Source organism: Nonomuraea sp. NPDC054003, assembly GCF_055585125.1.
Map to the genome: position 1 here is coordinate 12,758 of NZ_JBVJKR010000007.1, position 13,845 is coordinate 26,602.

A 13,845-nucleotide genomic window follows, 5' to 3' on the forward strand; every position below is an offset into this window, starting at 1 on the left:
GGTTCGTGGACGTGCGACTGCTCGGCCCCCTGGAGGTGGCCGACGCCTCGGGGGCGCGGCTGGACCCCGGCACCCGCAAGCAGCGGGCCGTGCTCGCCATGCTCGCGCTCAGCCCCGGCCGCCCGGTCTCGCTGGACCGGCTCGTCGAGGAGCTGTGGGCGGGCGAGGCTCCGGCCAAGGCGACGGCCACCCTCCAGGCGTACGTCTCCCACCTGCGGCGGGTGCTGGAGCCCGGCCGCCGGCCGCGCACCCCGCCGCGCCTGCTGCTCACCCGCGAACCCGGTTACCTGCTGGACATCACCCCCGCCCAGACCGACGTGGGCCGGTTCGCCGCGTGGGCGGCCGACGGGCGCCGGCTGCTGGCGGCGGGGCGGCCCGCCGAGGCGGCGGGCGTGCTGGACCGCGCGCTCGGGCTGTGGCGCGGGGAGCCGCTGGCGGAGTTCCCCGGGCTGGGGTTCGCCGGGGCGGAGGCGGCGCGGCTGTCGGAGCTGCGCTCGGGCGTGGTCGAGGACCGGCTCGCCGCCCGGCTGGAGCTCGGCGAGGCGAGCGTGCCCGAGCTGGAGGAGCTGGTCACGGCCGGCCCGTACCGGGAGCGGGCCTGGTCGCTGCTGGTGCTGGCCCTCTACCGGGCGGGGCGGCAGGCCGAGGCGCTGTCCGCCCTGCGCCGGGTGCGCGCGCTGCTGTCGGACGAGCTCGGCATCGAGCCGGGACCGGCGCTCAGGCGCCTGGAACAGGCTGTCCTCACCCAGTCGCCCGAGCTGGAGACCCCTTCGGCGACCGAGGTGGGACCGCAGCCGGGTGCGGCGGCCGGGGTGGCGCGGCATCGGGAGGGCGGACGCGAAAGGCTGGTCGGGCGGGAGAGAGAGGTGCGGGCGCTGGAGGAGCGGCTCGCCGAGGCCAGGGGAGGGCGTGGCGGGCTGGTCATCGTGAGCGGCGAGGCGGGCATCGGGAAGACGAGCCTGGCCCGCGCCGCCGCCGACGTCGCCGGGTCCCGAGGGTTCCGGGTCGTCTGGGGACGGTGCCCCGACGAGGGCGGCGCGCCCGCGTTCTGGCCCTGGCGCCAGGCGGGGGCGCTGCCCGCGCGGCCGCACGCCGAGCTGTTCGACCTGTACGACGACGTCCTGGCATACCTGCGCGAGGAGCCGACCCTGCTGGTGCTGGAGGATCTCCACTGGGCCGACGCCTCGTCGCTGAAGCTCCTGGAGTACGTCGCCGCCGAGCTGCCCCGTACCGCCACGCTGGCGATCGTCACGCTGCGGCCGGACGAGCAGCGGGAGCGGCTCGGCGAGACGCTGGGCGCGCTGTCGAGAGAGGGGCTGCGGCTGCCTCTCGTCCCCTTCGGCGCCGACGAGGTACGCGCCTACCTGCGGCAGCGGGACGTGCGCGCCGACCCGGTGGCGCTGCTCGACCGGTCCGGTGGGAACCCGTTCTACCTGGAGGAGCTGCTCCGGCTGCCGGAGAGCGAGCGCGACCGGGTGCCGCCCGGCGCCCGCGACGTCATCGGCCGCCGCCTGGCCAGGCTGCCCGGCCCCACCCAAGACCTGCTCAAAGCCGCCGCCGTGGCGGGCCGCGAGGCGGACGTGGACCTGCTGTCCGCCCTCGCCGGCCGTCCGGTCGAGGACGTCATGACCACCCTGGAGCCTGCCCTCGCCACCGGCCTGATCACCGAGTCGGCCACCGGCTACCGCTTCTCCCACGCCCTGGTCCGCGAGGCCCTCGACACCGGCCTCACCCGCCTCGACCGCGCCCGCCTCCACCTCCGCGCCGCCGAACACCTCGAACGCGCGTCGGCTATCGGCCCCGCCGACCATCTGGAAGGCGCGGCGGCTACCGAGCCCGCCGACCACCTTGAACGCGCGTCGGCTCCCGGCCCCGCCGACCACCTGGAACGCCGCCCCGACGGCGCCGTTGGACAGCGCCTTGAGCGGGTGTCGGGCGCCGATGCCGGGGGCCGGTCGGCGGAGCGGGCGTGGGGTGGGGATCTCGGTGGGCGGAACGCGGGTCCCGATCCCGCGGTGCTCGCGGCGCACTTCGCCGCCGCCGCTCCGCTGGCTCCCGCCGGGAAGGCTGTCGCGTACGCCACCGAGGCCGCGCGCCAGGCAGCCGGGCGGCACGGTTACCAGGAGGCCGTCGCGCTGTGGGAGCTGGCGCTGGCCCACCTTCCGCCCGGCGACTCGGCCGCCCGCTGCCGCACGCTCACCGGCCTGGGCCAGGCCAGGCGTGCGGTCGGCGACGCCGAGGGCGCGTTCCGCGACCTGGCCGAGGCCGTCGCGCAGGCGCAGCGGATCGGCGACCGGGCGGCGCTGGTGCCGGCGGTGACGGCGTTCGGCGCACCCGCCGTGTGGAACTGGCGGCCGTACGGGTTCGTCGACGACGACCTGGCCGACGTGCTGGAGAACCTGCTCGCCGGCCCGCTCGGCGACCACGACAGGGCGGCCCTGCTCGGCACGCTCGGCGTCGAGCTGCACTACGGGCCGCGCCGCGCGGAAGGGGAGCGCCGGGCCGCCGAGGCGGTCGAGCTGGCCCGCGCCACCGGCGACCCCGCCCTGCTGGCCAGGACGCTGAACAACTACCTCCTGGCCGCGTTCGTACCGGGACGCAACCACGAGCGGCTGCGCGCCGTCGACGAGCTGCTCGCCATCCCGTGCCTGCGCCGCGAGGAGAGGCTGGTCGCCCGCGTCATCCGCATGTCGTGCCTGCTGCGCGCCGGCGACCTCGCCGAGTGGGAGCACGAGCTGTCCCGCTGCGAGCAGCTCCTGCGCGAGCTGCGCAGGCCCGAGCTGGAGGCGATGGTCCGGGTGGCGCAGACGGGCGGGCTCATGCTGCGCGCCCGCTGGGCGGAGGCCGAGTCGCTGCTGGAACGCTTCCCCGCGCCCCGCTACGGCGCCAGCCTGTGGGGCCTGGACGCGCGCCGCCTGATCGCCCGCTACCTGTGCGGGCGCGCGCGGGGCGAGGCCGCCGGGCTGGTGGACGAGCTGGTCGCCGCCTCCGAGCCCGCGCTGATGGCGCCGGTACGCCCCGTCGCGATCCTGGCCGCCCTGGAGAACGGCCGCGAGGTCCTGGCCCGCGAGCTGCTCGCCCGATGGGGCGGCACCCTGCGGGAAGACTGGTCGGCCGACTTCCTGTGGCCGGTGTGGGGCCTGGTCGCCGCCAGGCTCGGCACCCCCTCGCCCGACGACCTCTACGCCCGGCTGCTGCCCATCGCCGACCAGCTCGTGGTGATGGGCTCGGGCAGCGCCGTCTTCGGCTCGGTCCGCGACGCGCTGGCCCAGCTCGCGCTCCGGCTCGGCCGTACGGAGGAGGCGGCGGAGCACGCGCGGGCCGCGATCGCCGCGCACCAGCGGCTGGGCCTGCCGTACTGGGAGCAGCACAGCCACGACCAGTGGCAGTCCGCCACCGAACGAGCGAACCCCCGGTCATAGAACCCCGAACCAGCCGGCACGGCGCGCACCCCGTCCAGTCCGCGCCGATCGGGCCGGGACAGCGTCTCCCTGTCCGGAAGCGCGTCGTGCCGGTGCCGTGGGGATGTCGGGGGGTGCGCGTATCGTGACCACATGTCTGACATCGAGGTCGCCGGCCGCGAAGTCCGCATCACCAGCCCCGACAAGGTGATCTTTCCCCGCACCGGCCACACCAAGCTCGACCTGGTGCGTTACTACCAGGCCGTGGGCGAGGCGGCGCTGCGCGGCGTCCACGGGCGGCCGATGGTGCTCAAGCGGTTCGTGCGCGGCGTGGAGGAGGAGCCGTTCTTCCAGAAGCGCGCCCCCGCCAAGCGGCCCGGCTGGATCGAGGTGGCCGAGCTGAAATACCGGTCAGGGCTCAGCGCCGAGGAGGTCGTCTGCACCGATCTGGCCCAGCTCGCCTGGGTGGTCAACCTCGGGTGCGTCGACCTCAACCCGCACCCCGTGCGCGCCGACGACCTGGCCCACCCCGACGAGTTGCGCATCGACCTCGACCCGGTGCCCGGCGTCGAGTGGGACGACGTGCTGCGCACCGCCCAGGTGGCCCGCGAGGTGCTCGCCGACCACGGCCTGACCGCCTGGCCCAAGACGTCCGGCTCGCGCGGCTTCCACGTCTACGCCCGCATCGACCGGCGCTGGCCGTTCGCCCAGGTGCGCAAGGCGGCCGAGACCGTGGCCCGCGAGGTCGAGCGGCGCGCCCCCGACCTGGCCACCAGCCGGTGGTGGAAGGAGGAGCGCCACGGCGTGTTCGTCGACTTCAACCAGAACGCCTACGACCGCACCGTCGCCTCCGCCTACTCGGTGCGCGCCGTCCCCGACGCCCGCGTCTCCACCCCGCTCACCTGGGACGAGGTGCCGGGCTGCCGGCCGGAGGCGTTCACCGTCGACACCGTTCCCGCCCGGCTGGCCGAGTCGGGCGACCCGTGGGAGGACATGGACCTGCACCCCGGCTCCCTCGACGGCCTGCTCGCGCTGGCGGAGGAGCTCGGCCCGCCGGCCAAGCCGCCCAAGGGCACCGGCCGCAGGCGGCAGACCAGACCCGTCATCGAGATCGCCAAGGCCCAGCACAAGGACGAGGCGCTGGCCGGCCTCGAACGCTGGAAGGCCCGCCACCCCGGCGTCGCCGCCCGGCTGGAGCCCGCCGACGTGCTGGTCGACGGCATGCGCGGGCGCAGCAGTGTGTGGTACCGGATTCGCGTCAACCTCCAGCACGTCCCCGAGGCGGAGCGCCCGCCGCAGGAGCCGCTGGAGGTCGACTACGACCCCTGGAGTTAGCGGCCGGAGATCAGGTCGGCGATGCGGGCGTAGGGCGAGGTGGTGGTGCCGTGGTCGTTCTCGCTCCGGTCGGCGGCCCTGTAGAGGGCGTAGATCAGCTGCACGCCGATCCAGCGCAGCGGCTCCGGCTCCCACTGCCGCACCTGGCGGCCCACCCACGGCAGCGACGTCAACTCGGTGTCGCGCCGCAGCACCAGGTCGCGCAGCGTGCGCCCGGCCAGGTTGGTGGTGGTCACGCCGCTGCCGACGTAGCCGCCCGCCCAGCCGAGCCCCGTCTCGTGGTCCAGGTGCACCGTCGAGCACCAGTCGCGCGGCACCCCGAGCACGCCGCACCACGCGTGCTGCACCCGCGCGTCGGCGGTGGCGGGGAACAACTTGACGAGCATCCGCCAGAGCGACGCGACCGTCTGCGCCTGCGTGGCCCCCCAGACGTCGGTACGCGACCCGTACCGGTAGGGCACGCCCCGCCCGCCGATGGCGATCCGGTCGTCGGCCGTGCGCTGCGCGTAGATGTAGCCGTGCGCCTGGTCGCCGAGCAGTTCGTTGCCCGACCAGCCGATGTGCTTCCACATCTCGGCGGGCAGCGGCTCGGTGACGATCATCGAGCTGTTCATCGGCAGCCACTGCCGGTGCTGGCCCGTCAGGCTGGCGGTGAAGCCCTCCGTCGCGCGGATCACGTACTCGGCCGTGACCGTGCCGCGCGTGGTGACGGCCGACGCCCGGCCCGCCTCGCGCGGGCGGATCTCGGTCACCGTGGTGCTCTCGAAGATGTCCACGCCCAGCGCCTCGGCGGCGCGGGCCAGTCCGATCGCCAGCTTGGCCGGCTGGATGCGGGCGCAGTGCGGCGAGTAGGCGCCCTCGATGGCGCCGGCCACGTGCAGCCGCTCGCCCATCTCGTCGCGGTCCATCAGGCGCATGTCGTCCTCGCCGTACCCCCACGTGCGCAGGTCGGCGACCTCGGCGCGGAGGCGGCGGCGCTGCGCCGGGTTGGTGGCGGCGTGCACCAGCCCGCCCTTGTGGACGTCGGCGTCGATGCCCTCCTCACGGGCCACGTCGATGACCTCGTCCACCGCGCGGAACATGGCGTGCTGCAGGTCGATCATGGCCTGGCGGCCGCGCGCCCTGGCGTGCCGCTTGCGCGACCCGGCGAACTCCGCCGACAGCCAGCCCCCGTTGCGGCCGGACGCGCCGAACCCGGCGAACTCCTTCTCCAGCACCGCGATCCGCAGGTCGGGCTGGGCCTTCTTCAGGTAGTAGGCCGTCCACAGGCCGGTGTAACCGCCGCCCACGATCGCCACGTCGTACACGCGCGGGCCGGGCAGCGGCGCCCGGCGCGCCGGCAGTCCGGCCTGCCGGTACCAGAACGAGACCCCGCCGTTGGCGAAGTCCCCCGTCAGCGGGATCCCATTCACGTCTGAAACCGCCTTCCATGTCAGGCTAGTGGGGAAGAGAGGAACGGAGCCGGGCGCCCCGTCGGTGATCCGGGTGCTCAGGCCGGGGTGGGCGGGCTGATCACCCAGATGACCTCGGCCGGCTGGTCGCCCTCGTTGGCCACGCGGTGCGGCACCGAGGTCCGGTACTCCACGCTGTCACCCGGCCCGAGCACGTGCGGGGAGGCAGAGCCCGACGGGCCGAGCCACACGGTGATCCGGCCGTGGAGCACGAGGAGGATCTCCTGCGACTCGCCGTGGGAGTACGGCTCGTCCCCGGTGGAGGCACCGGGGTCGAACTCGCCCGCGTACACCTCCACGTTCTGGAGGGGACGCTGGGAGATCAGGTACTTGCGGGTGCCGGGGGCGGTGCGTAACTCGGGACGCGACGGGCGGCGCACCACGCGGTGCCCGATCTCGTCCTCCTCGCTGAACAGGTCGGCCACGGTCAGGCCGAGCGCCGTGGCGATCCGCCTGAGCATGCCGATGCTGGCGCTGGTCCGGCCGCGCTCAAGCTGGCTGATGAAGCTCGGGCTCGCCTTCGCCTCGACGGCCAGTCCGCGCACGGTCATGCGGCGCATGTTCCGGTACGTCCGGATGCGCGCACCCAGGCGGGCGGTCTCTGGCTCCGTCATCGAACCCTCGGTCGGCGGCACTGAACAAGGTGTTCAGTGTAACGGAAGGGACCGTACAGGTTAGGAGAAACCCCAGCAAAACGGCATACTACGCCCGGGTCTGCCGCTGGTAACCCTCGTCGCCGCCGTACACCCGCACATCCGGATCGCGCTCCGGCTGGTTCGCCGGGCTGGTCGGCGACGCGGTGTGCTCCTCGGCGAAGTCGTCCGACAGCTCGGCCGCCGGCGTCAGCCACTCCCGCCACCCGAGCGTGCCCAGCGGGGCGTTCCTGACCATCAGCCAGCCCGCCCGCTGCTCGGCCGCCGCCTTGCCGGGATAGCGCACCCGCGGGCACAGACGGCGCAGCCCGCGCGCCCTGAGCCAGGTCCTGACCAGCTCGGAGGTGCTGAGCACCTCCGGTCCGCCGTACGCGAGCGCCGCCCGGCGCGGCTCGCCCGCCAGCAGCCCCGTCAGGTAGCCGGCCACCTCCCGGGCGTCCACCGGCTGCCAGGGCAGCGACGGGTCCACCGGGAGCACGGGAGAGGCGGCCCACTGCCGCAGCAGCAGGTCCAGCGACTGGTGCAGGTGGCTGTGGCGGACGAGGGTCCAGCCCAGGCCGCTGCTCCTGACGACGCGTTCGGCGTCCTCCCGGCGCCGGCGCTCCCGCCCGGTCGCCGGCGCCGCCACCCGCAGCAGGTGCGGCACGCCCGCCCCGCACGCGGCGGCCACCAGCGCGCGAGCGGCCGCCGGGTCCGCGCGCCGCTCAGGCAGGAGCAGGACGGCGTCGCAGCCGCGCACGGCGTCCTTCACCCGCTCGCCGGGGAACCACCGGGAGTCGCCGCCTTCACCAGGTCCCCGGCCCAGCGCGCGGACCTCGTGACCCGCCTTGACCAGGGCGGGCACGGTCGCCCTGCCCAGCGCCCCGCCCGCTCCCGACATCAGAATGCGCATGCCGGGCTACTACCCCCCACCTGCGGGTTCAGGCGGCGGCGGAGTACGACTCGGCGATGCCCCCCGCCGCCGTGCGCAGGATGTCGACCAGGCGCGGCAGCTCGCGGGCCCGGCGGGACGCCAGCACGATGCCCAGCGCGGCGATGGCCCGGCCCTCCACCAGCACCGGGGCGGCGGCCGAGCAGGAGCCCAAGGTCATCTCCTCGTACGTGAGCGCGTATCCCTGGGCGCGGACCGTGGACAGCTCGCGGGCCAGCCGGCCGGGCTCGGTGATGGTGTGCGGGGTGGGCCGCTCCAGCTCGCGCGCCAGATAGGCGCGGACGAACCAGTCGGGCTCGTAGGCCAGCAGCGCCTTGCCCACCCCGGTCGGGTGCATCGGCAGCCGCCCGCCCGCCCTGGACACGATCGGCACCGCCCGCCGCCCGTACACCTTGTCGACGTACAGCACCTCCAGGCCCTCGCGGACGGCCAGGTGGACGTTCTCGCCGGTGCCGGCGAACACCTCCTGCAGCCACGGGTGCGCCAGGTCCTGCAGCCGGCCGGGCGCGAGCTGCCCCAGCTCCCACAGCCGCAGCCCCACGCTCAGCCGCCCGTCGGGGCCGCGGCCGAGCGCCTGCCACCGCTCCAGCTCGCCCACCAGCCGATGCGCCGTCGTCAGCGGCACCCCGCTGCGCGCCGCCACCTCGGTGAGCGTCAGCCGCGGGTGCGCGGCGTCGAACGCGCCGAGGATCGCCAGGACCTTCGACGTCACGCTCCTGCCCGGCTCCCGTGCTCCACCTGCCATGCGCCCATCCTCGCAGGATTCTTCCGCTCAGTGGAAGCGCCCCCTCGATCCGCGGGGCGGGAAGGCAGGATGCTTTCCGCATGCGGACTCAGGTAGGGATCATCGGAGCCGGGCCCGCCGGCCTGCTTCTGTCTCACCTGCTCCACCTGCGCGGCATCTCCTCGGTGGTGCTGGAGAGGCGTAGCCGCGACTACGTCGAGCGGCGCGTGCGCGCCGGGGTGCTGGAGCAGGGCACGGTGGACACGCTCGTCGAGGCGGGCGTCGGCGGGCGGATGCTCCGGGAGGGGCTGCCGCACCACGGCATCGAGCTCAGGTACGGCGGCGCGGGACACCGCGTCCCGTTCGAGAAGCTGGTGCCCGGCCGGGCCATCACCGTGTACGGGCAGCAGGAAGTGGTCAAGGACCTCATCGCCGCCAGGCTGGAGGCGGGCGGCGACATCCGGTTCGAGGTCGAGGACGTGGCGCTGCACTCCCTGGAGGACCGGCCCTACCTGACCTTCGGCGGCGAACGGCTCGACTGCGACGTGATCGCCGGCTGCGACGGCTTCCACGGCGTGTCCAGACCGGCCGTGCCCGAGGGCGTGCTGACCGCGTACGAGCGCGAGTACCCGTTCGCCTGGCTCGGCATCCTCGCCAACGTCGCGCCCTCGTCCGAAGAGCTCATCTACGCGCGCAACGAACGCGGCTTCGCCCTGCACAGCATGCGCTCACCCACGGTCAGCCGCTTCTATCTGCAGGTGCCGCCGGACGCCGACGTCGACGACTGGCCCGACGGGCGCGTCTGGGACGAGCTGAAGGCCCGCCTGGAGACCGTGCCCGGCTTCACCCTCACCACCGGTGAGATCGTGGAGAAGGGCGTCACGCCGATGCGCTCCTTCGTCGTGGAGCCCATGCAGTACGGCAGGCTCTACCTGGCCGGCGACGCCGCCCACATCGTGCCGCCCACCGGCGCCAAGGGCCTCAACCTGGCCGTCGCCGACGTGCGCGTGCTGACCGAGGCGCTGGCGGCGTACTTCGAGGACGGCTCGGCCGAACTGCTCGACGGCTACTCCGCCGCCTGCCTCAAGCGGGTCTGGCGGGCCCAGCACTTCTCCTGGTGGATGACGACGCTGCTGCACACGTTCGACTCCGACGACGCCTACGGGCGGCGGCTGCAGCTCTCCTACCTGGACTACGTGACCTCGTCCGAGGCGGCGGCGACCACCTTGGCGGAGAACTACGTCGGCTACGAATGGTGACCGAAGGACAGATCATGACTCATCCGCCCTACCTGTATCCCGGCTACCAGAGCACCGTGCTGCGCGCCCCGTCGCGGCCCCCGGTGGCGTTCAAGGCCGACCCCGACGCGATCGAGCTGAGCAGCCCCGTCTTCGGGCACGACGAGGTCGGCTCCCTGGACGCCGACCTGACCCGGCAGCACGCCGGCGAGCCGATCGGTGAGCGGATCATCGTCACCGGCCGCATCCTGGACGACGGCGGACGCCCGGTCCGCGGCACGCTCGTGGAGGTCTGGCAGGCCAACTCCGCCGGACGGTACGCGCACGCGGGCGACCAGCACCCGGCCCCGCTCGACCCGAACTTCACCGGCGCCGGCCGCTGCCTCACCGACGACGAGGGCCGCTACCGGTTCGTCACGATCAAGCCGGGCGCGTACCCCTGGCGTAACCACCCGAACGCCTGGCGGCCCGCCCACATCCACTTCTCGGTGTTCGGCACCGCCTTCACCCAGCGGCTCGTCACCCAGATGTACTTCCCCGGCGACCCGCTCATGCCGTTCGACCCGATCATGCAGTCCATCCCGGACGAGGCGGCCCGCCAGCGGCTCGTGTCCTCGTACGCGCACGACGTCACCCAGCCCGAGTGGGCGCTCGGCTACACCTTCGACGTCGTCCTCGGCCGTACCCCCATGGAGTCCTGATGCCCGCGACCCCCTCGCAGACCGTCGGCCCCTTCTTCGCGCACGCGCTCCCGTACGAGCACGACTGGGAGCTCGTCCCCGAGCGGCACCCGGAGGCGATCACGCTCACCGGCCGCGTCTGGGACGGCGCCGGCGAGCCGGTCCCGGACGCGCTGCTGGAGCTGTGGCTCGGCCGCACCGGCGACCGGGGCGGGCTCCGCCGCGGCGACGGCGGCGTGTCCGGATTCGGCCGCTGCGCCACCGATCCCGACGGCCGCTACCGCTTTCGAACCATCCGTCCCTCCGGGCCGTACCTCTCCTTGCAGATCTTCGCCCGCGGCCTGCTGCGCTCCGTCCTGACCCGCGTGTACCTGGAGGACCTTCCTGACCCGCTGCTGGACGGACTCGACCCGGCCAGGCGTGCGACACTCCTCGCCACGGGGAAGGGGGACACCTACGAGTTCGACGTACGCCTGCAGGGCGAAGGGGAGACGGTGTTCCTTGACTTCTGACGACACCCCCGACAGCGCATCGGGGGGTTCCGGCGCTCCCCCCGGGGGTTCTGGTGCTGCCTCCGGCGGTGCGGTAGCGGGCGCGTCGGGGGGTTCCGGTCCTGCCTCCGAGGGCTCCGGTCGCGCGGCAGCGGGCGCCTCCCGAGGTTCTGGTGCCGCTTCCGGAGGTTCCGGCGGTGCGGCAGCGGGCGCGTCCGGGGGTTCTGGTGCCGCCTCCTGGGGGACCGCCGCCGGCGCGGGTAGCTCCGGAGAGGGTTCCGGGGCGCTCGATAGCGGGCTCCTGGCTCCGGTGCGTGCGGGCGTCCGCGTCGAGGAGTTGACGTCCGACCAGGCTTGGGTACGGGCGATGCTGGACGCCGAGGCGGCTTTGACCCGAGCGCAGGCGCGGGCGGGCCTGGTGCCGGAGGAGGCGGCGGCGCTGATCGGCCGCGCGGCGGCGGAGCTGGACGTGGACGTGCCCGCCCTGGCCCGACGCGCCCGCCGGTCGGCCAACCCCGTCGTGCCGCTGGTGTCCGACCTGCGCGAGGCCGCCGGCGCGGCGGCCCCCCATGTGCACCTGGGCGCCACCAGCCAGGACATCCTGGACACCGCCGCGATGCTGGTCGCCCGCCGGGCATCCGAAGCCATCCTCGCCGACCTCGACGCCGTCGCGGCGTCCCTGGCCGAGCTGGCGGAACGGCACCGCACCACGGTGATGGCCGCCCGCACGCTGGGCCAGCAGGCCGTCCCCACCACCTTCGGCCTGAAGGCGGCCACCTGGCTGGCAGGCGTCCTGCGCGCCCGCGACCGCCTGGCGGCCGTCCCCCTCCCCGCCCAGCTCGGCGGGGCCGCCGGCACCCTCTCCGCCCTCACCGAAGCCGCCGAAGGCCCTCCCACGAGCGCCCAGTCTCCCGAAGGAGCGGGAGCCGCGGGGACACCCTCTCCCACTCCAGACCAGCGTTCCCCCTCCGCTCCCGCCGAAGCGGCCGAAGGCGCTTCCGCGAGGGCGCAGTCTTCCGAAGGAGCGGGAGCCGCAGAGACACCCTCTCCCACTCCACACCAGCCCGGCGAAGGTCGTACGCGTGAAGGGCGGGCGGCCTCTGGCGTCGGTGGACACCCGCCTTCGGCAGGGGAACGGGCCCTGCGCGTCGTCGAGTTGTTCGCCCAGGAGACCGGGCTGGTCGCGCCCGAGATCCCGTGGCACGCCGAACGGTCGGTCGTCGCCGACCTGGGCGCGGCGCTGGCCGGGGTGTCGACGACGCTCGGCAAGATCGCCGCCGACGTCGTGCTCATGTCCCAGACCGAGGTCGGCGAGGTCGCCGAGGCGTCACCGGGCGGCTCGTCCGCCATGCCGCACAAGCGCAACCCCGCCCTGTCCGTCCTGATCCGCGCCGCCTCGCTCCAGGTCCCCGTCTACGCGCAGGCGCTGGCCCAGGTGGGGGAGCACGAACGCGCGGCGGGCGCCTGGCAGGCCGAGTGGAGCCCGCTCCGCGAGTGCCTGCGGCTGACCGGCGGCGCCGCGGAGACCGCCGCGGAACTGACCGCCGGCCTCCAGGTCTTCCCGGGCCAGATGCGCGCCAACGCCGGGCTCACCGGCGGCCGCATCGTCTCCGAACGCCTGGCCGCCCACCTCGGCCGGGACGCGCTCACCCAGACGCTCCGCCGGGACGGCCCCCTCGACGCCCCCGCCGACCTGCTGGACCCGTCCGGTTACCTGGGCGCGGCCCCGGCCCTCACCGACCGAGTCCTGGCCGCGTACCGAGACAGAGAAGGACACCAGTGAAGCTCCATCATCGCGTCGACGGCCCCGCCGGCGGGCCGCTGCTCGTGCTCGGCCCGTCGCTGGGCACCACCTTGGACGTCTGGAAGCCCCAGCTGCCGGCGCTGACCGACCGGTGGCGGGTGCTGCGGTACGACCTGCCGGGTCACGGCGGCTCGCCCGCGGCCGGCGGGTTCACGCTCGACGACCTGGCCCTGGCCGTGCTCGACCTGGTGGACGAGCCGTACTTCGCCATCGGCGGGATCTCGGTAGGCGGCGCGGTCGCCGCGACCGCCGCGCTCAGGGCGCCGGAGCGGGTGCGGAGCCTGATCATGTGCTGCTCGTCCGCCAGGTTCGGCGAGCCGGGCCCGTGGCGGGAGCGGGCGGCACAGGTACGGAACGCGGGCGTGCGGTCGCTCGGGCCCGTGCTGGCCTCACGCTGGTTCACCGACGGGTACGACGAAGGCTGGGTCATCGACATGCTCGGCCAGGTCGACGACGAGTCCTACGCCGCCTGCTGTGAGGCGCTGGCCGGTTACGACCTGCGGGCCGGGCTGCCGGAGATCGCCGCGCCCGCGCTGATCGTGGCGGGGGCCGACGACCCGGCGACGCCGCTGGAGCACGCGCTCACCCTGACCACCGGCATCCCGGGCGCCCTGCTCGCGGCCATCCCGGCGGCCTCGCACCTGGCGACCGTCCAGCGTCCGGTCCCGGCGACGGCCGCGATCCTGCGCCACCTCTCCGACACCTGGCCGGCGGGCGCGGGTAAGGCCGCGGGGGAGAGCCGGGCCGACGGGATGCGGACCCGGCGCGAGGTGCTCGGCGGCGCGCACGTCGACCGGGCCAACGCCGCCATCACCGACTTCACCCGCGACTTCCAGGATTTCATCACCCGCTACGCCTGGGACGAGATCTGGAACCGTCCCGGCCTCGACCGGCGCGCCCGCAGCGTCGTCACGCTCACCGCGCTGGTGGCGCGCGGTCACATGGAAGAGCTCGCGATGCACGTACGGGCGGCTCTGCGGAACGGGCTCACCCGTGAGGAGATCAAGGAGGTGCTGCTGCAGACCGCCGTCTACTGCGGGGTACCGGCGGCCAACTCGGCCTTCGCGGTGGCGCAGCGCACGCTCGCGGACATCGACGCCGAAGGGTAAAGGGGTTTTGGGGTGGTTTATGGTTTAA

The 13,845-nt window shown here is 74.6% G+C and carries 11 protein-coding genes; 7 read left to right on the plus strand and 4 right to left on the minus strand.

Going from position 1 to position 13,845, the window contains the following annotated elements:
- Window positions 1-5 precede the first annotated feature (5 nt).
- Both ACZ6YG_RS19235 and ligD read left to right on the plus strand, forming a co-directional pair.
- Complete coding sequence (locus ACZ6YG_RS19235) at window positions 6-3,422, plus strand: BTAD domain-containing putative transcriptional regulator (protein WP_466018758.1); 3,417 nt, start codon at window positions 6-8, stop codon at window positions 3,420-3,422.
- Between the two features lie 132 nt (window positions 3,423-3,554).
- Entirely contained in the window at window positions 3,555-4,736 is a 1,182-nt protein-coding gene (gene ligD / locus ACZ6YG_RS19240; protein ID WP_148030653.1) for a non-homologous end-joining DNA ligase, read from the plus strand.
- Here the strand turns inward: ligD and ACZ6YG_RS19245 are convergent.
- From ACZ6YG_RS19245 to ACZ6YG_RS19260, 4 genes are all read right to left on the minus strand, one after another.
- Window positions 4,733-6,148 carry an NAD(P)/FAD-dependent oxidoreductase gene (locus ACZ6YG_RS19245; RefSeq protein ID WP_148030654.1) on the minus strand — a complete coding sequence of 472 codons (1,416 nt, stop codon included), beginning with the start codon at window positions 6,146-6,148 and terminating at the stop codon, window positions 4,733-4,735. The genes ligD and ACZ6YG_RS19245 overlap by 4 nt on opposite strands.
- 77 nt (window positions 6,149-6,225) lie before the next feature.
- Window positions 6,226-6,801 (minus strand): helix-turn-helix domain-containing protein, encoded by a 576-nt coding sequence (locus ACZ6YG_RS19250; RefSeq protein ID WP_148030655.1) that lies wholly within the window; start codon window positions 6,799-6,801, stop codon window positions 6,226-6,228.
- Between the two features lie 88 nt (window positions 6,802-6,889).
- Window positions 6,890-7,732, minus strand: a complete 843-nt coding sequence (locus tag ACZ6YG_RS19255) for an SDR family oxidoreductase (protein ID WP_219547593.1) — start codon at window positions 7,730-7,732, stop codon at window positions 6,890-6,892.
- Window positions 7,733-7,760: 28 nt separating this feature from the next.
- Entirely contained in the window at window positions 7,761-8,516 is a 756-nt protein-coding gene (locus tag ACZ6YG_RS19260; protein ID WP_148030657.1) for an IclR family transcriptional regulator, read from the minus strand.
- An 80-nt stretch (window positions 8,517-8,596) separates the two neighbouring features.
- Here ACZ6YG_RS19260 and ACZ6YG_RS19265 point away from each other — a divergent pair, with 80 nt between their 5' ends.
- The 5 genes from ACZ6YG_RS19265 (at window position 8,597) to pcaDC (ending at window position 13,817) form a co-directional block, all read left to right on the plus strand.
- The gene (locus tag ACZ6YG_RS19265) at window positions 8,597-9,754 is read left to right on the plus strand and encodes a 4-hydroxybenzoate 3-monooxygenase (RefSeq protein ID WP_148030658.1); all 1,158 of its coding nucleotides are present in this window, start codon (window positions 8,597-8,599) and stop codon (window positions 9,752-9,754) included.
- 14 nt (window positions 9,755-9,768) lie between these two features.
- Window positions 9,769-10,434 carry a protocatechuate 3,4-dioxygenase subunit beta gene (gene pcaH / locus ACZ6YG_RS19270; RefSeq protein ID WP_148030659.1) on the plus strand — a complete coding sequence of 222 codons (666 nt, stop codon included), beginning with the start codon at window positions 9,769-9,771 and terminating at the stop codon, window positions 10,432-10,434.
- Window positions 10,434-10,925 (plus strand): dioxygenase family protein, encoded by a 492-nt coding sequence (locus ACZ6YG_RS19275; protein WP_466018759.1) that lies wholly within the window; start codon window positions 10,434-10,436, stop codon window positions 10,923-10,925. Before pcaH ends, ACZ6YG_RS19275 begins: the two co-directional genes overlap by 1 nt.
- 289 nt (window positions 10,926-11,214) lie before the next feature.
- Window positions 11,215-12,687: a lyase family protein gene (locus ACZ6YG_RS19280; protein ID WP_466018760.1), complete on the plus strand. Its 1,473-nt coding sequence runs from the start codon at window positions 11,215-11,217 to the stop codon at window positions 12,685-12,687.
- The gene (gene pcaDC / locus ACZ6YG_RS19285; RefSeq protein WP_466018761.1) at window positions 12,684-13,817 is read left to right on the plus strand and encodes a bifunctional 3-oxoadipate enol-lactonase/4-carboxymuconolactone decarboxylase PcaDC; all 1,134 of its coding nucleotides are present in this window, start codon (window positions 12,684-12,686) and stop codon (window positions 13,815-13,817) included. The genes ACZ6YG_RS19280 and pcaDC overlap by 4 nt, the downstream gene beginning before the upstream one ends.
- The last annotated feature ends 28 nt before the right edge of the window (window positions 13,818-13,845 follow it).